This is a genomic window from Microbacterium sp. NPDC056057, assembly GCF_042266945.1.
GTDB lineage: Bacteria > Actinomycetota > Actinomycetes > Actinomycetales > Microbacteriaceae > Microbacterium > Microbacterium trichothecenolyticum_C.
This window is the reverse complement of record NZ_JBHJWS010000001.1, coordinates 1,396,000-1,418,151: the sequence shown is the minus strand read 5'-3', so window position 1 is coordinate 1,418,151 and position 22,152 is coordinate 1,396,000. Positions and strand designations below refer to the sequence as shown.

Here is a 22,152-nt window from a genome sequence, read left to right as displayed (position 1 = left end):
CGGGATCGATCGCGCCGCATCACGCCACACGAGACTTCACGGCTCTTGCCACGTCAGGCGAGGCTCGAGTTCGAGGTAGCGGGCGCAGCGGGCCGCAGCATCCTGAATCGCGTCCTCCTCGTCGGGAGCGAGGAGCCGCAGCCTGCGGATCTCGAAGACCACCGCCCGCTTCGTGAGCGTGCGCTTCATCCCGGCGACGACCTGGCCGTCGACGAGCGCCATGCCGATCACGGTCTCGCGCCCTCGCGACAGCAGCCCGTCGGCATCGAGCACCCAGCGCGAGTCCTGATAGCCGCGATACATCTCGTCGAGCACCTGGAGCAGGTGGCCTTCAGGCGACACGGATGCTGCAGGCCGGCCGGGTGCGTGCCAGTAGGTCCGATCGTCGTGATCGAACGACTCGAGTCGGTCGGCGGCGCCCGCAAGTCCACGGCGGGCATCGGTGAGGGTGAGTGTCGCCCAATAGGCGAGATCGCGCGCGGTGGCAGGACCGTGGGAGGTGAAGTAGCGCACCGCGAGCTCGACGAGCGCCTCGTCGCGATCCAGCCGCCGCGGCGCGTCGACGCGGTCGGAGAACAGTGCGTAGGTGTGCTCGCCCTCGCGCGGAACGCCGCTGCAGATGTGGGCGTGCAGCTCCAGATGGCCCGCCAGGAGCATGAGCTGCGTGCCCGTCAGCTCGTTTCCGCGCTGCGCCAAGGCGTCGGCGAGGTCGGCGCGGGTGCGATCGGGCGACGCGGCGAGGAGTTCGAGCACGGCGTCGGCGACGGCGCCCAGGCGATCGCCGAGCGGGACGAGCTGCTGATCCACGACGGGCAGCACCCGATCGCGGGTCAGCTCGAGGAGCCACAGCGCGTCATCGGCGTGGACGTAGTGCCACGTCGGACGCAGGACGTGCGTCCTGAGCACCCGCCCGCTCTCCAGCAGCCCGGCGAGGTCTGACTGCTGCGGGTGCCGCGTGCGGGCGGCGACGGCCCACGCCGACTGCGACGGATTCTCCGCCTGCACGGCGAGGAGCGACCGCACCACGTCTTCCGCACCGTCGACGGGTGCCGCGAGATGCTGCGAGTGCAATCGCCAGCGTGCGATGTCACGATCGGTGAGCACGTGACGAGCGTATGCGCCAGGCGTGCCAGGGTCGACGGTCGCCGTCGTCGACCCAGGCGGCGCGGAGCTCACAGCATGGCGGTGAGCACGCCGCCGTCAGCTCGCACCGCGGCGCCGTTGGTCGCCGAGGCGAGCGGGCTCGCGAGGTAAGTGACGAGCTGCGCGATCTCCCCAGGGTCGATGAACCTCTGCAGCAGTGTCGTGCTGTTCTGCCCGATGATCGCGTTCTTGATCGCGTCGACGGGCGCGGACTGTGAACCGGCGATGGCCTCGACGGTCGCCGCGACGCCGTCGGAATACGTCGGGCCGCCGAGCACGGTGTTGACGGTGACGGCGGTGCCGCGCGTGAGCTTGGCGAGGCCATTGCCGAGGGCGATCATGGCTGCCTTCGTGACGCCGTAGTGCACCATGTCGGCCGGGACGTTCACGCCGGACTCGCTGCTGACGAAGAGGATTCGACCCCACCCCCGCTGCAGCATGCCGGTGAGGACGTGACGCGACAAGCGCACGCCGCTCATGACATTGACCTCGAGATAGCGTGCCCACTCCGCGTCGGAGATCGACGCGAACTCCGCGAGCCCGAACAGGCCGACGTTGTTGATGAGGATGTCGACCTCACCGAGGTCGTCAAGAAGTCGAGCCGCGTCCGCCGGCACGGAGAAGTCCGCCACGAGCCCCGTGTGGTCTTCGCCAGGGTGCTCGGTGCGCAGTCGGGCCACCGCGGCCCTGACTCGTTCCGAGCTGCGCCCGTTCACGATGACGCGCACGCCCTCTGCGGCGAGCGCGGACGCGATGGCGAACCCGATCCCCTGCGTCGATCCGCTGACGAACGCCGTCCTGCCCTGCAGCTGCACATCCATATGTCTGACTCCTCCGCGATGCGCACAGCATCCGTTTTACTTGCTTGAGAAAGTGAATCTACGCGGAATAACTTTCCTGAGCAAGCTTTGTGCGCCCTGCGATGCGGGCATCGGCGGTGCCGTAGCCTCGAACCATGCCGTCAACACCGCCCGTGCCGACCGGCCTCAGCGCGGAACAGCTCGAGGTGTGGGCATCCGTCGCCACGCTCCTCGAGCGTCTGCCCGCAGCGCTCGATGCTCAGCTTCAACGCGACAGCGGCCTGACCCACTTCGAACACGGGCTTCTGTTCGCGCTCGACAGCGCACCCGAACGCACTTTGAGGATGAGCACACTCGCGGGCTATGCGAGCAGCACCCTCTCGCGACTGTCGCGTGCGATCTCCCGCCTGGAGCGGAAGGGCCTCGTGCGGCGCCAGATCGACCCGAGCGATGGGCGCGTCACCCTCGCCGTTCTGACGGACGAGGGGCACGACCTGCTCGTGGAGTCGACGCCGGCGCACCACGCGCTCGTCGAGCAGCTGGTCTTCGCGCCGCTCACGCCGCAGCAGGTGCGTCAGCTCGGCCTGGTCAGCCGGCGCCTCGCTCAGGCCATCGACCCGGCCGAGACCTGGAGTCCAGCAGGCGGGCGGAGCCGACCGGCCTGACCGGGGCATCGAGACTGCCCGTCCCCTATACTCCACTGAAGTATCCCCCAAATACGACGCCGTATTCCTCAGATACGTCGACGTATCCCCGAAGCGGGCCCCACCCGCCGTCCATCGGAGTGCATGTGGTTCGAGTGCAGCCGAACACGCCCATCAGTAGCGATGCCCCCACGCGGGCGGCCGTCCGCGCCGCACAGCGGCGGCGGCGGTCCCTGCTGCTGCTCGGAGTGATCCTCGTCCTCGTCGTGGCGATCGCGGTCGTCCTCGGCATCTTCCTCACGCGCGGGACCGGGGGTGAACCCGAGCAGGAACCGGCGTCGACGAGCGGATGTCTGCCGTCGAGTCTGCGCATCACGGCGGATCCCGCGCTCGCGGGAGCGCTCGAGGCGATCGTCGCCGATCTGCCGTCATCCGGCGCCGACTGCCCCGACGTGACGATCGTCGCGGAAGACAGCGCCGCCACGGCCGCGGCGCTGGCCGCCGGGTCCGCGCCCGACTTCGACGTGTGGGTCCCCGACTCCGCGATGTGGCCGGCGCGAGCGACCGGCCAGGCGGAACTCACGGGTGTGGACGCGGCAGACCTGGTCGTGGGCGCCACGGTGGCCAGCACGCCGGTCGTCTTCGCGGCGACCGAACCCACGGCGGCGGCGCTCGAGTCGGCGGGCGCGGGATTCTCGAGCCTCGCGGGCCGCGCGGTCGCTGCCGTACTGCCGGATCCGTCGATGGTCGCCGCAAGCTCAGCGGCGCTGCTCGCGCTGCAGACCGCGGTCGGCGGGGACGCGCGCGCCTTCACCGCGCTCGTGCTCGGCCTCGACACCGGCGTCGTCCCCACCGCCGCCGATGCACTCGCAGCCGTGTCCGCCGCGACGACGCCGACGGTCGCTGTCACCACAGAGCAGGCGCTGCGGAAGTACGGTCAGGAGACCCAGACCCCGCTCGTCCCCGTCTACCCGGCCGACGTGAAGCCCGCGCTGAGCGTTCCCGTGGTGACGCTCGCCGAGGCTCCGACCGGCACGCTCGAAGCAGTGGAGATGCTGACCGCCGCCATCGCGGAAGGAAGCGGTCACCTCGCCGAGTTCGGGCTGCGCGACGCGGCGGGCACTGCGCCGGACGCGGCAACGGATGCTGCGGGCACCGGCGCGCCCGCTGAGCCCATCGACAGCGCCAACCAAGCCGAAGCGCTGCGCACCTGGCAGATGCTCACGGCCCCGTCACGGATGCTGTCGCTCAACGACGTCTCGGGCTCCATGCTCCAGCCGGCGACCGCCGACATGCGGCGCATCGACCTGTTCGAACAGGCCGCCGTCCGTGCCGTCAACTCCCTGTCGGACGACTCGTCGCTCGCGACCTGGGTGTTCTCGAGCCGACGGATCGGCGGACAGGACTGGCAGGAGGTCGTCCCCTTCGGCCCCCTGGGCGATCCGGCCCACAAGCAGCGCACGATCGACACGGCCAACGGGCTCGACAGCCTCGTCGGCGGCGGCACCGGCCTCTACGACAGCGTGCTCGCGGCGGTGCAGTACATGCGCGACACGTATGTCCCCGGACAGGTGCATCTGGTGCTGCTCAACACCGACGGGGTCAACGAGGACGATGAGGGACTGGACCTGCCGGAACTGCTCGCTCAGCTCGAGACCCTGCGGGATCCGGCGAAGCCCGTCGCCGTCATCGCGATCGGCTACGGACCCGACACCGACCAGTCCGCTCTGGAGCAGATCGCTGCCGCCACCGACGGCGCGGCGTATCAGGCCCTCCAGCCGACCGACATCGGCACCGTGCTGATCGACGCGGTCACCCAGCGCGGCTGCCGCCCGAACTGCGGCTGACGGCCGCAGTTCGGGCGGCGGCAGTCGCTAAGACCGTGCCGGACGGAGGGCCGCGCCGGTGAAGTAGTTCACCGCGCCGTGGGCGTCCTCGACACCGAAGACCCACTTGCCCGAAGGCGTTGCCCGAACATCGATGACGATGCCGCGCGCGTTCGTCGTGAAGACGTCGTCACCCGGCTTGAAGACGGTATCGGTCATGCCTCGGATGCTACGAGCGGCAGGTCTCGGCTCGCCTCCCCCGTGGGGAGGATTTCGTCTAGGAGTTCGGCGTCGATTCCGTCGCGCACGGGGCGCGCTCGTCAGGCGGACAGTTGACGGCCCCGCACCCGTGAGGAATAGTTAGGCATATGCCTAACTATTCCGGGGAGCTGGATGCTGTGCTCCGAGCTCTCGCGGACCCCACCCGCCGCGCGGTCGTGGAGCGTCTGGCGAAATCCCCTGCTGTCGTGTCCGACCTGATGGCCCCGTTCTCGATGGCACTGCCTTCGCTGCTTCAGCACCTGCGGATTCTCGAGGACGCCAGAGTCGTCACCTCGAGCAAGCAGGGGCGCGTCCGGACCGTGAGCCTGCGACCGGGCGCGCTCGACGTGCTGCATCTCTGGCTCGGCGAGCAACGAACCTCTGCGGAACGCCAGGCGGACCGCCTCGGTATCCACCTGGCCCGCACCACCCCGAAGGAGATCTGAAATGACCCGTGTTCGCGTGGACCTGTTCTCGTCACTCGACGGCTACGCCGCTGCACCCGATCCCGAGGCCGACAACCCCATGGGCGAGGACTGGGGTCCCCTGACCGCGGCCTACGCAGCCACACGCACCTTCCGGCAGAAGGTCTTCGGCGACACGAGCGGCGCGGGAACCACCGGGATCGACGAATCGTTCGCCGCCTCGTTCTTCACGGGCGTGGGCGCCGAGATCATGGGCGCGGCCATGTTCGGTCTGCACGCATATCCCGATGACCCCGATTGGAAGGGGTGGTGGGGCGACCAGCCGCCGTTCGGTTACCCCGTCTACGTGCTCACGCACTCCGCGCCGCGGCCGTCGATCCCGATGGCCGGCGGGACGACGTTCGAGTTCCGCACCGGCGCCATCGAGGACGTGCTCGCCGAGGCGACCACCGCCGCCGGCGGTCTCGACGTCCGGGTCGGGGGCGGCGTGCGCACCGCGCGCGAGTTCCTCCGCGCCGGACTCGTCGACGACCTCCACGTCGCGATCGCGCCGATCGTGCTCGGCCGGGGCGCCCGGGTTTGGGACGACCTTCGGGGTCTCGAATCCACCCACGGGGTGCGGACCCAGGTCGCGGAGAGCGGCACGATCCACGTCACCTTCACCCGCGAAGTCGCAGCCCGATGACGATCGACCGGCGCCTCGCCCATTCCGGCTTCACCCTCACCCGCGAGTACCCCGCGCCCGTCACCAGGGTCTGGCAGGCGTTCGCCGACGGGGAGCAGAAGCGTCGCTGGCTCAGCGACGGGGACGCGTTCGAGTCGGGCGAGTGGACATTCGACTTCCGCGTCGGCGGGCGCGACATCGACGAGGCGAAGTTCCACGGAGGCCCGCTCTCGCGGTACGAGGCCGTCTACACCGACATCGTCGAACACGTCCGCATCGTCACGACCTACGACATGTGGCTCGATGGCACGCACATGTCCACGTCGGTGGCGTCCTTCGAGTTCGAGCAGGTTGCGGGCGGCACCCGGCTCACGCATGTCGAGCACGGCATCTTCTTCGACAGGTTCTGGGCGGACGGCCCGAACCGCGAAGAAGGCACCCGCGGCCTGCTCGAAGCCCTCGCCCGTCACCTCGACTAGGGCCAGGTCACCATTTCCCCAGACCGATCCGTCCTCCGTGAAAGAATGGCCCGTGCTCGATCGACCTGAGATCGTCTGCATCTGCGGCTCGGCTCGCTTCGCAGGAGAGATGCGCGAGGCGAACCGCGATCTCACCTTCGCGGGCGCCATCGTGCTCGCTCCCGGCGAAGCAGGCGGGCCGGTCACAGACGAGCAGAAGGCGGTGTTGGACGCCCTGCATCTGCACAAGATCGACCTGGCCGATCGGGTTCTGGTGGTCAACCCAGGCGGGTACATCGGCGAGTCCACGAGCAAGGAGATCGCGTACGCCCGCGCCGGCGGCAAGCCCGTGGCGTTCACCCATCACGATTGACGGACGGCACGCTTGCCCGTCGCCGAGCGAGCCGCTGGGGCGGTTCTCAATCCAGGAATGTGGTCGGGTCGAATTCGCCGATCGGGATCACCCGGATCCGAGACAGAGGAGCGTCGAAGACCCGCGCGTCGTACTCGAGGTCGAACTTCTCCAGCCCGGCGAGCGAGTTGAAGCCGACGTTTCGGAACTCTGCGAATGAGACGACGCCGACCCGCCGTGGTGGACCGATCAGGCCCGCGATGTCTTCGATGAAGTCGCCGTCGTGGCTGACGAGCATCACGTCGGCAGAACGACTGTCGAGTGCGCGCAGTGTGCGCTGGATGGCGATGTCGACGACCTTCTCGTCCGGCTCGCCGGACAGCGGGACGACGATGTAGTCCATCGCCTTGAGCGCCTGGACGAATGCCATCGGGATACCCGATGACGCGTTGAGGAAGAAAACGCCCCGCGCCGACTGGGCCCACTCTCTTCCTGCGAATGCGAGGAGTCGATCCCATCGCGGCCGCTCGTCTGGCTGTGGCCGCCGGTTGAGAATCGAAGTTCCGAGAGTCGCGTCGATGTTCTCGCCGTCCACGAGCACCCATGTTGTTCGAGAGTCTGCCGCTGACAATTCCGTCTCCTTCGTGAGCGCTTCAGAGCGAATCATATGTGGCGCAATGACGCGGCCCTCGCGGCCACGCTGCCGACTCGAGCCCCGTAGGCGACGAATCCGAGCATGCCGACAGCGGCGACCAGCACCCCGAGAGTCACCACGGGCATGGGAATGGGAATCAGAGCGAATACGCCACCGCGGACCGCGCCCGGTCAGCCGCCCTACGTCGCTTCGGCGTTCCCCACTGCTTCGATCCAGTCCACGGCTTCGTCCGACAAGTACAAGCCGTCGGGTCCTTCCTCACCCACCCACCATGCGTCGGACGCCACGTTCCCGCCGGCCGCAACCACCTTGGCAACGACATCGGCAGGCAGCGCCTCGCCATTATGCGCGATCAGCCAGTCTCTCGTCCCCGCGTCCAGGGACCTCCACCACTCGATACCCTCCACGGCAGTAGGGTCTCACCTCACGACTGCCGACATAAGAGGCGCCCGTGTCCGAGTGTCGCCGCCCTCACGCACACGCGTCCGCCTGATTGACTGGGGCCCATGGACGCCGTCGCGATGTTCCCGCTGGGCAGTGTCCTGTTGCCGTACACACCGCTGGTGCTGAGGGTGTTCGAACCGCGATACCTCACCATGATCGGGCGCCTGCTCGACGTGGAGGATCCGGAGTTCGGGGTCGTCCTCATCGAGCGGGGGCTCGAGGCAGGCGGTGGGGATCAGCGCTCCTCCGTCGGCACCATGGCGCGGATCCTGCAGATCGAGGCGGGCGCCGCGGACCTGTACGTGGTCGCCGTAGGCGGGGAGCGCATCATCGTCGACCGATGGGGCGAGGACGACCCGCACCCCGTGGCCGACGTGTCGAGGATGGCCCCGCTCGAGTGGGACGACGCGCTCGCGCCGCTCCACCGCGAGACTGAGCAGGTCGTGCGCCGCCTCGCAGGGCTCGCCTCCGTCCTGGATGAGGCTCGATGGGACCCCGCGACCGACCTTTCGGAAGACCCGGTGGAGTCGTCTTGGCAGCTCGCCGCGATCGCACCGTTGGGCGAGTACGACCGATTCCGACTGCTCAACTCGACCAGCCTCGGAGGCCTGCTGCGGGGCGTCCTCGACCTATGCCTCGAGGAGGAGCCAGTCCTCATCGCGCGCGTCGCCGATGCCCGCGACGCGGATGCCGGCGACCCTTGACCGAGGCGGCGCAGGAGAACGACACGAAAGCTGCGCACCTCGCCCGCGTCCTCGCTCGGGACGCGGAGGAGCCTGCGGCGGCCGACAGAGACGCCGCGGATGCCTCGGGCGCCGCCGGTCTGGACGCTCGGATTGCGGCTGCCGATGGAGATCAGGCGAACAGTTCGTCGAACGCGTCCGTACGCACACGCGGCGCCGCGACGGCCCGCGTGAGCGCGGGCTCGGGGGTGACGGAGGCGGTGCTGACCGGCTCCATGAGAGCGCGGGCGGGCTCGGTCAGGAACCTGCTGGGCTTGGCGGCGACATGCTTGGCCAGGAACGCAGTAGGGTGCGTGGGCAGCTGCGAGGGCATGTAGACGTCGAGGGTGTCCCGTGCGCGGGTGAGCGCAACGTAGAAGAGCCGCTGCTCCTCGGCGAGGCCGGCGCGCGAGGTGAGTGCCATGTCCGAGGGCATCGCGCCATCGTTCGCCCGCATGAGGTGCACCGTGTCCCATTCCAGGCCCTTGGCGGAATGGATCGTCGACAGGGTCAGCCAGTCCTCGTCGAGGTGGGGCTGCTTCGCCCAGTCGCCGGCGACGTTCACCGGGTCGATCGCCTGCTCGCTCACGAACGTGCGCAGATCGCCGTGCCCAGCGGCGGCCTGTGCGATGGAGTCGACTTCGGTCACCCGACGGTGCCAATCCGGGTAGTGCGCGCGCAGCAGCGGATCCACCGCGCCTCGGCACGCCTCGACCAGCTCCGGCACGGCGGTCGTGGAGTCGACCACGCCCAGCAGCGACAGGGTCGACGCGAGCCCGGTGCGCGCCTTCGCCGGTGCCGCCGCGACCGCGTCGGCCGCGCGATCGACGCCCCCATCCGCGAGGATCTTTGCCAGTCCCCGCGCACTCGCCTTGCCGATCGCGCGGTGCCGGGTGAGCAGGCGGTACCAGGACACTTCATCTGCCGGGTTGAGCACCACTCGGAAACTCGCCAGCAGGTCGCGCACGTGCGACGTCTCGAGGTAGCCGATCCCGCCGAACTTATGGAATGGGATGCTGCGCACCTTGAGCTCGACCTCGAGCTGTGCGCTGTGGGATCCGGTGCGCATCAGCACGGCCTGCGAACGCAGGGGCGTGCCATCGACGTGGGCGGCGAGGATGCGGTCAGCGATCGTGCGGGCCTCGTCGTCGGCGTTGCGGCACGTGACGAGCGTCGGCCGGCCGCCCGGCTGCGCACGGTCGGCGACCAGCTGCAACCTCAGCTCGCCCGGACGCACCTGGTTCGCGAGGTCGAGGATCGGCTGAGTGGAACGGAAGTTGCGTTCCAGGCGCACGAGCGTGGCGTCGGGGTACACCTCGATGAGGTCGAGCAGGTGTCCGGCGCTCGCGCCGCGGAACGCATAGATCGCCTGTGCGTCGTCGCCGACGACCGTGAGCCCGCGGCCGTCGGGACTGAGCCCGCGCACGATGTCGACCTGCAGTTGGTTGACGTCCTGGTACTCGTCGAGCAGCACCCAGTCCCACCGCGCGCGCAGCCGCGCCCCGACGTCGGGATCGGCGACCAGCGCCCGCCAGGCGATGAGCAGATCATCCAGGTCGAGCAAGCCGCGCTCGCGTTTGCGGGCGCGGTAGTGACGCAGCAGGCCGGCGATCGCGTCGGCCTGCTCGAGCGCCCAAGGAAACTGCTCTTCGATGACGGTGCGGGCCGGGGTCGCAGTGTTGATCGTGCGGGAGGCGATGTCTGCGATGGTGCGTGTCGTGGGCAGGCGAACCTCGGTGCCGTCGAGCCCGTGCTCGGCGCGCAGCAGGTCGATGAGGTCGATGACGTCGTCGGGATCGATCACCGTCACGTCCTCCAGCCCCAGGTGCTGTGCGTGCTCGGCGACCATGCGGTGCGCGACGGCATGGAACGTGCCACCGGCGATGCGCTGCGCAGCCTGCGCGTCGCCGCACATCACCGCAGCGCGAGAGAGCATCGCGGACGCCGCGCGCCGGGTGAACGTCAACAGCAGGACGCGTTCCGGCACGACCCCGGCCTCGAGCAGCCGCGCCACCCGAGCGGTGAGCACGCGTGTCTTCCCGGTCCCCGCCCCCGCGGCGACCACCAGCGGCCCCTCACCGTGCTCGACTGCCTGAAGCTGTGCCGGATCCAGTCCGGCAAGCGCATCGCTTACTGCCACGCAGGTGACCGTAACGAGAACCCCGGACATTTCAGATTTCAGCCAGCGGCCTCCATCCTCGCGTGGCCTGTCGGAATCGGCGAAGGGTGGGAGAACTCGCAGAGGCGAGGGACGCCGGAACGCCCTCAGGTGCCGATGGTGGAGACCAGCACGCCGCCGTCGGTCGGCAGCACCCGCCAAACGCTGCCTTCTCCTTCGACCCGGAGCGTGCTGTCACCCACGATCAGGGCTGTGCGCTCGTCGATGCCGAGCCCACCCGCGACCATCCCCGACTCGACGGCCGCGACCAATCGGGACAGCATGCCGCGCTGGGCCACGTGCACCTCGATGGCCACGTCGACGAGGCCGATGCCGGCCTCGATCTCCAGCTCATCCCCCGCTTCGTCGGAGTCCTCCGGTGAGACGACCACGCCGCCGATGCGCGAGCCACCTCCGAGCGAGCCCTCCGCCACGATCATCGCACCGGCCGAGACGCCGAGGTACGGCACACCGCCGGCAACCAGCCGACGCAACTCGCTGAACACCGGCTCGAGCCCGGCGCGCACGTCCTCGACGACGCCGCCCCCCACCGCAATGCCGTCGACGTCGGCGATCGCGCCGGGCCCGATCGGCTCGCCGTGGCGCCCCGCGGTCAGGTGCACTTCGATCGCGGATCCCGTTGCGGCCTCGGCCAGAAGCTCGCCCAGCGCCACCGCTTTCTCCGCGGCGTCGGGGTGCAGTGAGATCACCGCGATGCGCGGCCGCGAGCGGCCCGCGTCGGCTGCTCGAAGCACCGCTTCCGCGACGAACGGCGCGTAGAGCGGGGCATCCGCAGCCGTGGTCGCGCCGCCGCCGATGAGGTGCACGCTCACGCGACACCACTCCCAGCTGCGATGGCAAGTGATGGTGCCGCATCGCCGAACTGATCCCGACTGAGGATTCCGTCGACGCCGGTGCGCGCGTCGTTCGCATCGAAGGTCATCCGGAGAGCCTACGCGGGGGTCGAGCCCGGGGACCAGCGCACATGAGCGTGCGCGCCGATCACCGATCGAAAGGGGCCAGCCCCTCAGCGGATGGTCCACCCGCCGTCGACGACCAGCGTCTGGCCGGTGACGAGCGACGCCGCGGGAGAGCAGAGGAACAAGACCGCTCCGGCCACCTCGGTGGGCTTGCCGATCCGGTGCAGCGCTGCGATCCGGTCGATGACGTCGGCGCGGAACGCGGGGTCAGACAGCGCCTCGGCCGTGCCGTCGGTTTCGATGAACGTGGGAGCGACCGCATTGACGCGGATGCCCCGGTCGCCCCACTCGACCGCATGGCAGCGAGTCAAATGCAGCATCGCTGCCTTTGCGATGCAGTACGACGACTCGCCGGGCAGCGCCACGATGCCTGCCTGCGACGCGACATTCACGATCGCGCCCCCGGATGGCATCGAGCGCGCGACGTGCTGCGAGAGGAACAGCGCCGAACGGACGTTCAGCGACCACACCGCATCGAAGTCCGCCTCCGTGACGTCGATCGCCGGCGCGTTTATCCCGCCGCCGGCGTTGTTCACCAGGATGTCGAACGCGCCATCCTCCGATGCGGCGTCGACCGCTGCTCGGGCCTCGTCTAGCTGGGTCACATCGAGGGCGATCGAGGACGCGGAACCGCCCTCAGCCCGAATCGCCCGGAGTGGCTGTTCGGCGCTCTCCGGATCGCGGACCCCCAGCACCACGTGGGCGCCTGCGGCTGCGAGCGCGTGCGCGATCGCAAGACCCAGACCGCGATTGCCGCCCGTGACCAGCGCTCGTCGGCCGCTCAGATCGAAGTACTCCATGTCGCTCCTCAGTCCTCTCCTCCGAAGCCTGTCCTCGAGTGCGCAACGCGCACCGGTGATGGCGTGGTCGTCAGGGGTAAGAGATCACCGTCACACTGTCGCTGAGCCGCGTGCGTTTCCCGCCTGCAACCTCGTCATCAGGGAAGGTGAACGTCCCTGCTTCGATGCGAGTGCCTGTCTCGAGCGTGCTTCCGATACCCAAGCCGGCCCCGCATCCCGTGTGCTCCCACTCGCCATCTCGGATCTGGATCAGGCACAGGGTGTCGTCAGTGCCGCGAGCAAGGTAGATGTCGGCGCCCTCGACCTCGCCGACGAAGCGGGTGCTATCGGCGTCGATTTCCTGCGAAGCGGCATCGACGAGGATGTCGCGATCCGTCTGCACCGATTCGAACTCGGGAAGCGTCGTGGGCGAGCAACCCGCGAGAACCAAGATGGAGAAAAGGGCCAGTACGGCCGATGCGCGTGATCGCATCTCCGCACCATACAGCGGCCCATCGGCACCGGCGAGGCGGAGGTTGCACCTCGGGGAGCAGGGATGGGGCAGCTGACCGGGTGCTGGATCGCTCCCGGGCTTATCGGCGGCAAGCCGCGCACAATAGGTCCCATGGTCGAGATCTCCGACGCGGACTTCCAGGCGATGGTCGCCGAAGAGTACGACGCTCTGCCCGAAGACATGGTGAGAGGTCTCGAGAACGTGGCGATCCTCATCGCGAACCAGCCCGCGGGCGAGCGGCCGCGGCTGTTCGGGCTCTACAGCGGACGCCCGCTGAAGACACGAGGCGTGTACGGCTACGGGGAACTCCCCGACCGGATCACCCTTTTCAAGAACAACATGCAGGAGCACAGTCCGGATCTCGATGCCCTTCGGGCGCGTGTTCGGATCACCCTCGTGCACGAGATCGGACACTACTTCGGGCTGGATGACGCACGCCTGCGCGAACTCGGGTGGGCCTAGATCTCGGATGCACTCTCCGGCGCGTGCTGCGAAGACGGTCCGCCGGCGACCGGTTGATCGTCGCGCTTACGAGGCCGACCACACGCCGAGTTCGTTGCCGCTCGGGTCGAGGAAGTGGAATCGGCGGCCGCCGGGGAAGTCATAGGGACCGTTCACGACGGTGCCACCAGCCCGGGTGACGCGCTCGACGGCGTCGTCGATGTCATCGGCGTAGACGAGAACGAGGGGGCCGCCACGCGTGACTTTCTCTACGAGGAGCAGCCCGCCGGCTTCTTCGCCGTCGCTTCCCATTTCAGCCGCGGTGCGGATGCCCGAGTATTGGTCGCCATAGGTGGTGAAGGACCACCCGAAGGCGGCGCCATAGAAGTCGCGAGCTACCTGCATGTCGGTGACTGAGATCTCGACGTAGTCGATCGTGAACGGAATCGAATGCGTGTGCGCGGTCATTCGCTCATCATCGGACCCACCGCCGACATCGCAGTGGCTCGACAGCTGCCACCGTCCACTCCGCGAAAGGAGGAATTGCAGTTTGCTGGGCCTGCCGTAGCCATACCGGGAGCGGTACCATGACGCGCAGGCGCTCCGCTGGGGGCGAGCGCAAGTCGCGGCAGCGGCAATCAGACTCACAACGCGTCGCGGCGAGTCATTTTCTCTGCATTTGGAGCAGTGATGACCGACACGACGAATGGAAAGATCGCCCACCAACAGCAAGCCCAGGATGAGCAGCCGGACTTCATCTCAGCGGCCTTGAAGACCCATCGCTATCTGCGACTATCGTTCGTCTTCGCCGTCGCCGCCCTCTTCATCGGCGTGATCATCGCCTCGGTGGCCGGCGGCTACGTGAAGGGGTCGATCAGCTACTACTACTGGACCCCGGCACGGAACGTCTTCGTCGGCGTCCTCATCGCGGCATCCCTCGCGATGCTCGCGCTCAACGGCCGAGGAGGTGCGGCGAAGATCCCGCTGGGAAAGCGGACCCTCAAACTCCCCAGCCCCTCGACGCTGCTCGATTTCGCCGCGATCTTCGGACCGCTGATCGCGATCGTGCCCACCGATGTGAAGGCCACTGAGCAGGGTCTGACCACGTTCACGTGCGAGGGCACAGAGCAGACCTGCCTGCCGAAGGCCGCATTTCCTGAGGTGCAGAACGCGGTCCTCACCTACATCCTCACCCTCGTGGTGATCGTCGCCGTGATGCTGATCGTGCAGCGCAAGGAGAAGCGGAAGCGGTTCGGACGCCTTGTCCCCGTGACCGCCGCCATCACCGCCGTCGCCCTCTTCCTCTTCACCTTCGTGGCGAACGGCGCATTCCCGTACTTCCGAATCGGCCCGTGGAGCTTCAGCATCCACTACATCGCCACGTTCCTGTTCTTCGCCGCGTTCGCCACGGTGGTCTGGATCCGCGGGATCCGTGACAACGACCCGGAGGACCGCACCCCGGCGAGCGTCACTCAGAAGCTCTGGTACAAGATCCTGGCGATAGCGATGGCTGCCGACATCCTCTTCCTTGTCGGGCTGGCCGTTGTGGCCCAGTTCGGCATCGAAGACGCGATCCCTGGCTTCCCGGAGGTGTTGTTCGGCGAGGCGGTGGGGTTGACCCTGTTCGCCGTCTTCTGGGCCATGCAGACGCGACAGCGATGGGACGAGCGCATCACCACTCTTCCCGAACCGGGGACTGCGGCCGCCGCGCAGCTCCGCCAAGTCCTGGCGACCGCGGGGTAGCGACGTTCACCGTCGTCGGCACGCCGATCGGGCGACGACCGACACAAACCGGTCGTCGAACGCACGCCAACTGAGTTCGACGACGGTCCCCATCAGACCGGTCCGGCGCCGAGCGATCTCCCAGGTGCGCAAGGTACGGTGATGGGGATAGGCGAACTTCTCATTCGTCTCGCCCCGGCCGTGTGGTAACGGTCGGGGCTTCTTCTTTGCGTGGGCGGATCTGCGAGCACCCCAACGCCACTCGAGTGGAGGCGACTCACCCCACCCCAGAAACACGAAAACCCGCGGAACTCCGCGGGTTTTCAATGCTTACTGTCTCAACACAGTGCGCGCCCGAAGGGACTCGAACCCCTAACCTTCTGATCCGTAGTCAGATGCTCTATCCATTGAGCTACGGGCGCATGTTGCTCGCTCTCGCGCACAACGTCGTCAACAATACCTGACGGATGCGCGCCGCGCGAATCGGCGGTCGGATGCTGGTTCCCCGGGCGTGTCCGCGCGCATCAGCGCTCCCCTACCCGCCGTCGAGAGCACGCAGCTGTCGTTGCAGCGCGACCTGTCGGTAGGAGGTGTCGATGAGCTCGGCGAGGAGCTCCCAGTCGCCGGCATCCGCTTCGACACGGATCGCGAGCCAGCCGTACGCGCCCTCGTAGGGCGGCACGAAGACGTCGTCGCGCTCGAGAAGCACCGGGCGCTCCAGGTCGTCGGGGATGAACTCGACTGCTCCGACGTCGTCGTGGGCGGCGCCGACGATCACGAACTGGCGCTTGCCCGCGCGGAAGGTCGAGCGGCCGTGCGCCGGCACCTCCGCCGCCTCAGGGTAGGGCAGGCAGACGGCGCGCACCCGCTCGGTCAGCGGATGCTCCAGAGGAAAGCGCATCGGATGCGGTAGGGCTGCGTCGGCCACGACTCGAAGGTACGCCCGAGCGCCGACACACGTCAGGAATCGAGCTCGCTCGCGTCGATGCCCGAGATGCGCGGCGAGTGTGCTGCGGGCTCGGCCGGGGGCGCAGCATCCGTCTCCGGATCATCGTGATGACGCTTGTGGGCCGCGAGGCGCGGGAGGTCGACGAGGCGGATCGACTGCATGCGTGCGGCGCGCATGCGGTCGTAGTCGGGGTCGAGCTCGGGGCGCATGCCCTCGACCCTCAGGCGGCGCTGGAGATTGGCCTCGACGTCGCCCCACGCGGCGTCACGTGACTGCTCGATGAACGTGCGCACGACGTGAGGGTCGTCGGCCATGCGCCGGAGCGCCGTCGCGACGCCGGCGTACTGCCGGCCGCGCCGGCGGAGGTTGCGGGTGTCGCGGTCGCGGTAGTCGTGCGTCCCGTCGGGATCGGTGAACTTGCCCCACGCCTTCTTGCGCTGACGCTTCACGAGCGCGGCAGCCTGCTCCTGCTCGTCAGCGAGGCCGAGAAGGGTCTCGCGCGCGAACGGCGTGAAGGCCACCACGTCGAACGCCTCGTCGTGCGCGATCGTCTCGACGAGGATGCGGTTGCGGATCGCCAGGCGCGCTGCGGCGGACGCGATGGACACCCCTTCGGCGATCGCCTCTGCGGTCTTGCCCATCGAACCTCCCCTCAAAGGCTAGCGTCCGTCGGGCACTCCCGAGTCAGCGAGAATCGTATGCGCGGCTCGTCGACGGCGACGACCGGACCGAGAGGCATCACATGGCGAAGCAGCCACCCCTGGACGTGCGCGAGCGCACCACCGTCATCACCGGCGCCGCCGCGGGAATGGGTGCCGACGTCGCACGGCAGCTGGCCGCGCGCGGAGCGCGCGTCGCCCTGCTGGACCGCAACCCCGAGGGCCTCGCCGCAGTGGCCGCCACCCTCGACGGCACCGGGCACACCACGCACGTGATCGACCTCACCGACGACGACGCGGTCGCCGCGGTCGTGGCGGAGGTCGAGGCATCCCATTCGCGCATCCAGGCGCTCGTGACGTGCGCCGGTTCGTCGATGCTCGGCGACATCGACCAGGTGACGATGGCCGAGATGCGCTGGCTCATGGACGTGAACCTGTGGGGCACCGTCAACGTCACGCAGGCCCTGCTGCCGGCGCTGCGGCGGGAGCCGGCCGCGCACATCACCCACCTGGTGTCGATCTACGGCCTCGCGGCACCTGCGGGGCGCATCCCCTACGCGATGAGCAAGTTCGCGGTGCGCGGGTTCACCGAGTCGCTGCGTCACGAACTCGAGCGCTCCACGATCACGGTGGGCGCGGTCTACCCTGCGGGCGTGAAGACGGGCATCATCCTGCACGGCCGGTACGCCGCGGCGATCGACCCCGCGGTCGCCCAGCGCGCGGCGACCGCGCAGGCCGCGATGTACCACACCGAGCCCGCCGACGCGGCGGCGCGCATCGTCGAGGCGACGGTCCGCCGGCGTCCGCGCACGATGATCGGCCGCGAGGCGCGCCTGGTCGACGTGCTGGCCCGCGTCACGCCGACGCACTACTGGGCGCCGATGCGCCGCCCGCTCCGCGACGCGATCGACACCACGACGCCCGTCCGCTGACGCCGCGGCGCGCGCAGAGACCTCCACGGCGGCCACGACACCCCTTCCGCAGCCGTCCGGCGAAGCCCCGAGCGGCAGCATCCATCGGTCCGTCTATCAAGCGGCACGCGCGGAATCAACCCCCTGCCCCGCCTCGCGCCTCGTGCGTAACGTCGATCTCATCCCTCATGAGAGGAGAGATCGATGGGATTCATGGAAGACGCGAAGGAGACGGCCAAGGCCGTCGGCGAGAAGATCCAGGACGCGTGGGAAGACACCACCGATCGAGTCGGGGACAAGGTCGACGAGATGAAGGCTGATGCCGAAGTCAAGAAGGCCGAAGCGGAGCGCGACTCGGTGAAAACGCGCAACGAGATCAAGGAAGACCTGCGGGACAGCTGATCCGCAGACGATGAAAGCGGAGCCGACCGGGGGGCCGGCTCCGCTTTCGCTGTGTCGCGTGCGGGAGACTCAGTCGATCGCGGCGATGCGCCACGATGCGGTGACGGATGCCTCGGGCTCGATGACGATGAGCCCGGCGTCGTAGTCGTACGACCCGGCGTTGAACGCGTCCGGCGCGCACGTCATGGGCTCGACGGCGAGGCCGAGGCGGCTCTGCGCGGGGTCGGGCTTGTCGGCGGTGTGGATCTGGACCCACGGGCACGCAGCATCCCACGACATCTCGACGCCCGAGCCCGCTGCACCGGTCACGCGCACCGTGGCGGTGCCGTCGGCGTCGCGGATGAGGCCCGAGTACGCGTGGTCGATCTCGGCCGAGCCGATCTGCCGGGCGGAGCGGAAGTCGAAGCGCTGCGGGTCATCGGCGTCGACGGCGACGAGGTCGGTCGGGATGAGGCGGTCGGGCGTGACCGCGAGCACCTGGGCGGCGGGCAGCTCGAGCGTCCACCCGTCGACGCGGCCGCCACCGGCGACGAGGTACGGGTGCGGGCCGGTGCCCCACGGAGCGGGCTCGTCGCTCTCATTGTGCGCCGTCACCGACTGCGTGAGCCCGGCGGGCCCGAGCGAGAACGTCGTGGTGATGACGAGGCGCCAGGGGAAGAACGTCTGCGGCTGGATGACGGCCGCCAGGGTCACGTGGTCGGGGCCCTTGTCGATCGCCTCGAAGTCGAGCCACGTCGCAAGGCCGTGCAGCGCGTGCGAGCGCGCGGGCTCGGTGAGCGGCAGTTGGAAGTCGCGGCCGCCGAACGAGTAGCGGCCGTCGACCACGCGGTTCGGCCAGGGGGCGAGCGTCGCGCCGCGGTGCGCGGGACGCACCTCGTCGGCCTCGAACGGCACGACGAGGTCGCGGCCGCGATACGTGAGCGAGCGGAGCGTCGCGCCGACGCTCGCCACGACGGCTTCGTAGTCGCCGGCGCGGAGTGCGTGCTGGGTTCCGGATGCGGGGGGACGTGCCATGGTTTCGATCCTCTTCAGATGCGGGACGTTGTCACAGTAGTTCGCGCGGCCCGTGGCGGGCCAATCGGCCCAAGCACCACGCGCGGTGAGGGGCCCGCATCAGAAGATGCGGACCCCTCACGCGTGCCCTAGTTGCAGCCGGCTGCGGCCACCGTCACGGTGAACGCGTGGCTCCGGCCGTCCGCGGACTGGGCGCTGATCGACACCGTGTCGCCGGCGATCGAGGCCAGGCGCGTGGTGAACGTGGCGGAGGCGCTCGTGCCCGCGGCGACGGTGACCGTCTTCGAGCCGTAGGCACCCGCGATCACGATCGTGGCGGCGACATCGTCACGGTTCGTGACGGTCACGACCTCGGTCACCTTGCCGGCCACGCAGCGCGTGGTGCCGGCGGCGGTGATGTCGAGGGCGATCGACACCGCCGAGGAGGACGACGTCGCCACGAGGCCGTCAGCGTAGCCGTCATAGTGCGCGGTGACGCTGCCGACTCCCGCGGGGGCCGTGACGGACGCCGAGGCGTCCTCCAGGTCGACGGTCTTGCTCCACGAGCCGCCCGAGAAGGTCACGGTGCCGACGACGTCTCCGCCGTCCGCCGCCTCGACCTCGGCGGTCAGCGTGCTGCCGGACGCTGCGAGGGTCGTCGTCGAGGCGACGGCCGCGACATCCGTCCACTGGTGCATCGCGGTGAGCACCGACTGCGTGACGCTCACGAACGCTCCGTGGCGGGGGCTCGCCGGCAGCCCGCCGACGGGGCGGACGTTCCACGCGGCGCGCTGTGACAGGCGGTCGGACTGCTGGCTCGACGCGATCGCCGCACCGGTGGTCAGGAATGCCCGGTAGCCGCCCGCGCTGTAGTTGTCGACGAGGAACACGTAACCGTCGCCGGTGTTGTTCGGGTCGCCCTCGTTGAGCTTGATGATCTCGGGGCCTTCACCGGACTGCCCGGTCTCGAGGCTCGTCATGCGGGTGTCGGTGAGCTGCCACGTGGACTCGGGGTTCGCCGTCCAGCTGGACTGCGTCGTGGGCGCGGTGAGCACCTTCGAACGCTCGAGGAAGATGTCCTTGCCCGCCTCGAGGGTGCCGGCGGCGCCGCTCTCCTCGTTCTTGGTGAAGCGGTAGTAGTAGTCCCCGATCTTGGTGACCGTCGAGTCGATGCGGGCGTATCCCGTGTCCTGCCAGCTCGCCGGCGGGTACGTGTACGTCTTGAAGTCGCGCGTCAGCACGTAGAACATGCGGGCGTACAGCTTGTCGGAGTTCGTGTGGGTCGCGTCCGAGTAGAGGCGCGAGGCGAAGAACACGACGTACGACTGGAGGTCGTCGTCCCAGTACGCCTCGGGCGCCCACGTCATGCCGGCCTCAGGCTGGTTGATGGTGATGCCCGTGTTGTCGCCGTTGGTGCGCTTCCAGTCCACCAGGTCGGTCGACTCCCACACCTCGATCTTGAGGCTTCCGGCCGACTGCGCCGGGCCCCAGCCCGTGCCGCAGCTGATGCAGAGGTCGGTGGCGACCATGTAGTACTTGTCGCCGTCCTTCGAGCGCAGGATGTACGGGTCGCGCAGACCCTTGGTGTCGGCGGTCGACGTGATCACGGCGTTGCCGCCGTTGACGGGCGAGAACGTGAAGAAGTCGTTGCCCGACGTCGCCGCCTGGTAGATCTTCTCGTCGCCGTCGGACTTGAAGTACGCCGCCGCGTAGCCGGCGTCGGGAGCCCAACGGCCCTTCTCCGCCACCGTGACCTCGAACGTGCGCTCGGCCGTCTGGCCGTTGAGCGTGGCGTGCGCGGTGAGCGTGACCTCGCGGTCGCCCTCGCCGTAGGCGGGGCGCGTCACGATGCCTCCGCCTGCGTACGGGTCCGCCGCACCGACGGCGGGCGCCGCGTACGAGGCATCCGTCGCGGTCACGAGCTCTTCGTCGGACGACGTCCAGGTGATCGCGGACGCGTTGACCGCGCCCTTCGTCGCCAGCGGCAGGTTCTCGGTGGTGCGTGTCGCGAGCGAGATCGCGTCGAGGTCGGCCGCCACCGACGGCGCCAGCACGGTGACATCGAACGTGAGCGTGCCCAGCGACGTCGTCGCGGTGAGGGTGACGGGGGTGTTCTCGATGATCGAGCGCGAGACGACTCCGGCCGTCGAGACGACCGACGGCGCCGACGACGCCCACGAGAGCGCGACGCCGTTGACCGTCGCCGGCAGAATCAGGTTGCTCGAGACGCTGTCGAGCGATGAGTTCGCCCCGAGCATCGTCGCGAGCACGTCTCCGCGCAGCAGGGCGGAGGTCGCAGCGGTCTTCTGCGCAGCCGTCGGCATGCTCGACGACACCTCCTCGGCGGTGAGCGCCACATCCCAGAACTTGACGTCGGAGACATCGGCGCGAAGCAGCGGGTCGCCTTGGTACAGCGACCGGCCCAGGTAGCCCAGCACGTCGCCGCTCGGGATGATCGAGCTCATTGCCCGGGTGTGGGTGAGCGTCGAGATGACCGCGCCATCGCGGTACAGCGTCAGCGTGTTGCCCGAGCCCACCATGGTGAGCGTGGTGAAGCCCGGGTTGAGGCCGCCGCCCGCCGGAAGCCGGCTCTCGCCGTTGTCGGTGCCCGACTTCACGCGGATGGCCGACAGGACCTGGTTGGTGTAGCCGCCCTGCGACGAGCGGGGGCTGAGGAAGACGTGGTTGCCGAGCTGGGTCGTGTTCCACGGTCCGACGCCGTCGCCGATGACCCAGCCGAAGTGGTTCGCCGACGTCTGGGTCGAGACCGTGTACTCCACGGTGAAGCTGTTGTCGGTGCCGGTCACGAGGCCCTTCGGCAGCGACGCGTAGCCGTCGGCCTTGAAGCGCAGCACGTCGTCGCCGCCGGCGTCGACGAACGACGCGTCGGTGAGGTTGGTCAGCGTCGCGTTGCGACCGTTGCCCGACACGTCGATGAGGCTCGCGCCCGCGTGCGTCATGTCGTAGTGGGCGGAGGGCGCCGGCACGTCCGCGGCGTAGGCCGCGAGCGGAGCCGAAAGGCCGATCGTGGTCACGGCGAGCGCACCGACCACGGATGCCGCGATGGCGCGCCGTGCGGTGAGTCGCCGTGTTCCATTCCGAGGGAGGGTGGAGCGCTGTCTCTTCATCGAGCTTCCTGTTCGTTCGGGGGGCGACGACGCCGGACGGTGCGCGTCTCTGCGGGTGCGGTGTTCGGTTGTGGTGGTGGGACGGGATGCCGCGGGGCGGCCGGATCGGATCCGGACGCCCT

At 69.0% G+C, this 22,152-nt stretch carries 25 protein-coding genes and 1 tRNA gene; 11 read left to right on the top strand and 15 right to left on the bottom strand.

The genetic code is table 11. The features are described 5' to 3' along the window. Positions 1–36: 36 nt before the first annotated feature. Together ACFC1K_RS05950 and ACFC1K_RS05945 are read right to left on the bottom strand one after the other, a co-directional pair. Positions 37–1,104 (bottom strand): winged helix DNA-binding domain-containing protein, encoded by a 1,068-nt coding sequence (locus ACFC1K_RS05950; protein ID WP_375870854.1) that lies wholly within the window; start codon positions 1,102–1,104, stop codon positions 37–39. A gap of 68 nt (positions 1,105–1,172) precedes the next feature. Continuing rightward, positions 1,173–1,964, bottom strand: coding sequence for an SDR family NAD(P)-dependent oxidoreductase (locus ACFC1K_RS05945; protein WP_375870853.1), 792 nt, complete (start codon positions 1,962–1,964; stop codon positions 1,173–1,175). A 134-nt stretch (positions 1,965–2,098) separates the two neighbouring features. Here ACFC1K_RS05945 and ACFC1K_RS05940 point away from each other — a divergent pair, with 134 nt between their 5' ends. Both ACFC1K_RS05940 and ACFC1K_RS05935 read left to right on the top strand, forming a co-directional pair. Then, positions 2,099–2,608, top strand: coding sequence for a MarR family winged helix-turn-helix transcriptional regulator (locus tag ACFC1K_RS05940; protein WP_375870852.1), 510 nt, complete (start codon positions 2,099–2,101; stop codon positions 2,606–2,608). A 125-nt stretch (positions 2,609–2,733) separates the two neighbouring features. Beyond that, positions 2,734–4,434 (top strand): hypothetical protein, encoded by a 1,701-nt coding sequence (locus ACFC1K_RS05935; protein ID WP_375870851.1) that lies wholly within the window; start codon positions 2,734–2,736, stop codon positions 4,432–4,434. A gap of 27 nt (positions 4,435–4,461) precedes the next feature. Here ACFC1K_RS05935 and ACFC1K_RS05930 read toward each other — a convergent pair whose 3' ends face one another. After that, positions 4,462–4,632 (bottom strand): hypothetical protein, encoded by a 171-nt coding sequence (locus tag ACFC1K_RS05930; RefSeq protein WP_375870850.1) that lies wholly within the window; start codon positions 4,630–4,632, stop codon positions 4,462–4,464. Positions 4,633–4,781: 149 nt separating this feature from the next. Here ACFC1K_RS05930 and ACFC1K_RS05925 point away from each other — a divergent pair, with 149 nt between their 5' ends. The 4 genes from ACFC1K_RS05925 to ACFC1K_RS05910 all read left to right on the top strand — a co-directional run bounded on the left by ACFC1K_RS05925 (position 4,782) and on the right by ACFC1K_RS05910 (position 6,594). Continuing rightward, the gene (locus ACFC1K_RS05925) at positions 4,782–5,120 is read left to right on the top strand and encodes a helix-turn-helix transcriptional regulator (RefSeq protein WP_045297775.1); all 339 of its coding nucleotides are present in this window, start codon (positions 4,782–4,784) and stop codon (positions 5,118–5,120) included. 1 nt (position 5,121) lies between these two features. Next, entirely contained in the window at positions 5,122–5,784 is a 663-nt protein-coding gene (locus ACFC1K_RS05920) for a dihydrofolate reductase family protein (RefSeq protein ID WP_375870849.1), read from the top strand. Further along, positions 5,781–6,242, top strand: a complete 462-nt coding sequence (locus ACFC1K_RS05915) for an SRPBCC domain-containing protein (RefSeq protein WP_375870848.1) — start codon at positions 5,781–5,783, stop codon at positions 6,240–6,242. Before ACFC1K_RS05920 ends, ACFC1K_RS05915 begins: the two co-directional genes overlap by 4 nt. 109 nt (positions 6,243–6,351) lie before the next feature. After that, on the top strand, positions 6,352–6,594 hold the full coding sequence (locus ACFC1K_RS05910; protein ID WP_375871156.1) for a hypothetical protein: 243 nt from the start codon (positions 6,352–6,354) through the stop codon (positions 6,592–6,594). 46 nt (positions 6,595–6,640) lie between these two features. Here ACFC1K_RS05910 and ACFC1K_RS05905 read toward each other — a convergent pair whose 3' ends face one another. Both ACFC1K_RS05905 and ACFC1K_RS05900 read right to left on the bottom strand, forming a co-directional pair. Next, positions 6,641–7,240 carry a nuclease gene (locus ACFC1K_RS05905; RefSeq protein WP_375870847.1) on the bottom strand — a complete coding sequence of 200 codons (600 nt, stop codon included), beginning with the start codon at positions 7,238–7,240 and terminating at the stop codon, positions 6,641–6,643. 167 nt (positions 7,241–7,407) lie between these two features. Continuing rightward, positions 7,408–7,635: a hypothetical protein gene (locus ACFC1K_RS05900; protein ID WP_310285501.1), complete on the bottom strand. Its 228-nt coding sequence runs from the start codon at positions 7,633–7,635 to the stop codon at positions 7,408–7,410. 99 nt (positions 7,636–7,734) lie between these two features. Between ACFC1K_RS05900 and ACFC1K_RS05895 the strand changes: the two genes are divergently transcribed. Next, a complete protein-coding gene (locus ACFC1K_RS05895; protein WP_310285505.1) occupies positions 7,735–8,376 on the top strand; it encodes an LON peptidase substrate-binding domain-containing protein in 642 nt (213 codons plus the stop codon). Positions 8,377–8,527: 151 nt separating this feature from the next. Here the strand turns inward: ACFC1K_RS05895 and ACFC1K_RS05890 are convergent, their stop codons facing one another. The 4 genes from ACFC1K_RS05890 to ACFC1K_RS05875 all read right to left on the bottom strand — a co-directional run bounded on the left by ACFC1K_RS05890 (position 8,528) and on the right by ACFC1K_RS05875 (position 12,804). Next, positions 8,528–10,534: an ATP-dependent helicase gene (locus ACFC1K_RS05890; RefSeq protein ID WP_375870846.1), complete on the bottom strand. Its 2,007-nt coding sequence runs from the start codon at positions 10,532–10,534 to the stop codon at positions 8,528–8,530. A gap of 125 nt (positions 10,535–10,659) precedes the next feature. Further along, positions 10,660–11,385: a Type 1 glutamine amidotransferase-like domain-containing protein gene (locus ACFC1K_RS05885; protein ID WP_375870845.1), complete on the bottom strand. Its 726-nt coding sequence runs from the start codon at positions 11,383–11,385 to the stop codon at positions 10,660–10,662. 194 nt (positions 11,386–11,579) lie between these two features. Next, positions 11,580–12,332, bottom strand: a complete 753-nt coding sequence (locus tag ACFC1K_RS05880) for an SDR family NAD(P)-dependent oxidoreductase (protein ID WP_375870844.1) — start codon at positions 12,330–12,332, stop codon at positions 11,580–11,582. 70 nt (positions 12,333–12,402) lie between these two features. Continuing rightward, positions 12,403–12,804: a hypothetical protein gene (locus tag ACFC1K_RS05875; RefSeq protein WP_375870843.1), complete on the bottom strand. Its 402-nt coding sequence runs from the start codon at positions 12,802–12,804 to the stop codon at positions 12,403–12,405. A 132-nt stretch (positions 12,805–12,936) separates the two neighbouring features. Between ACFC1K_RS05875 and ACFC1K_RS05870 the strand changes: the two genes are divergently transcribed. Next, a complete protein-coding gene (locus tag ACFC1K_RS05870; RefSeq protein WP_045297790.1) occupies positions 12,937–13,287 on the top strand; it encodes a metallopeptidase family protein in 351 nt (116 codons plus the stop codon). Positions 13,288–13,353: 66 nt separating this feature from the next. Here the strand turns inward: ACFC1K_RS05870 and ACFC1K_RS05865 are convergent, their stop codons facing one another. Beyond that, a complete protein-coding gene (locus ACFC1K_RS05865) occupies positions 13,354–13,734 on the bottom strand; it encodes a VOC family protein (protein WP_375870842.1) in 381 nt (126 codons plus the stop codon). A 222-nt stretch (positions 13,735–13,956) separates the two neighbouring features. Here ACFC1K_RS05865 and ACFC1K_RS05860 point away from each other — a divergent pair, with 222 nt between their 5' ends. Further along, the gene (locus ACFC1K_RS05860; RefSeq protein ID WP_375870841.1) at positions 13,957–15,009 is read left to right on the top strand and encodes a hypothetical protein; all 1,053 of its coding nucleotides are present in this window, start codon (positions 13,957–13,959) and stop codon (positions 15,007–15,009) included. Between the two features lie 328 nt (positions 15,010–15,337). Here ACFC1K_RS05860 and ACFC1K_RS05855 read toward each other — a convergent pair. The 3 genes from ACFC1K_RS05855 to ACFC1K_RS05845 all read right to left on the bottom strand — a co-directional run bounded on the left by ACFC1K_RS05855 (position 15,338) and on the right by ACFC1K_RS05845 (position 16,578). After that, positions 15,338–15,410: transfer RNA gene (locus tag ACFC1K_RS05855), tRNA-Arg, on the bottom strand. Between the two features lie 113 nt (positions 15,411–15,523). Then, a complete protein-coding gene (locus ACFC1K_RS05850) occupies positions 15,524–15,916 on the bottom strand; it encodes an MmcQ/YjbR family DNA-binding protein (protein ID WP_375870840.1) in 393 nt (130 codons plus the stop codon). Between the two features lie 32 nt (positions 15,917–15,948). Next, positions 15,949–16,578, bottom strand: a complete 630-nt coding sequence (locus ACFC1K_RS05845; RefSeq protein ID WP_375870839.1) for an asparagine synthase — start codon at positions 16,576–16,578, stop codon at positions 15,949–15,951. Between the two features lie 101 nt (positions 16,579–16,679). Between ACFC1K_RS05845 and ACFC1K_RS05840 the strand changes: the two genes are divergently transcribed. Continuing rightward, positions 16,680–17,528 (top strand): SDR family NAD(P)-dependent oxidoreductase, encoded by an 849-nt coding sequence (locus ACFC1K_RS05840; protein WP_375870838.1) that lies wholly within the window; start codon positions 16,680–16,682, stop codon positions 17,526–17,528. 192 nt (positions 17,529–17,720) lie between these two features. Further along, entirely contained in the window at positions 17,721–17,909 is a 189-nt protein-coding gene (locus ACFC1K_RS05835; protein WP_310285547.1) for a hypothetical protein, read from the top strand. A 69-nt stretch (positions 17,910–17,978) separates the two neighbouring features. Here ACFC1K_RS05835 and ACFC1K_RS05830 read toward each other — a convergent pair whose 3' ends face one another. Beyond that, positions 17,979–18,923, bottom strand: a complete 945-nt coding sequence (locus tag ACFC1K_RS05830) for an aldose 1-epimerase family protein (protein ID WP_375870837.1) — start codon at positions 18,921–18,923, stop codon at positions 17,979–17,981. A gap of 128 nt (positions 18,924–19,051) precedes the next feature. Further along, on the bottom strand, positions 19,052–22,030 hold the full coding sequence (locus ACFC1K_RS05825) for an immunoglobulin-like domain-containing protein (RefSeq protein ID WP_375870836.1): 2,979 nt from the start codon (positions 22,028–22,030) through the stop codon (positions 19,052–19,054). Between the last annotated feature and the right edge of the window lie 122 nt (positions 22,031–22,152).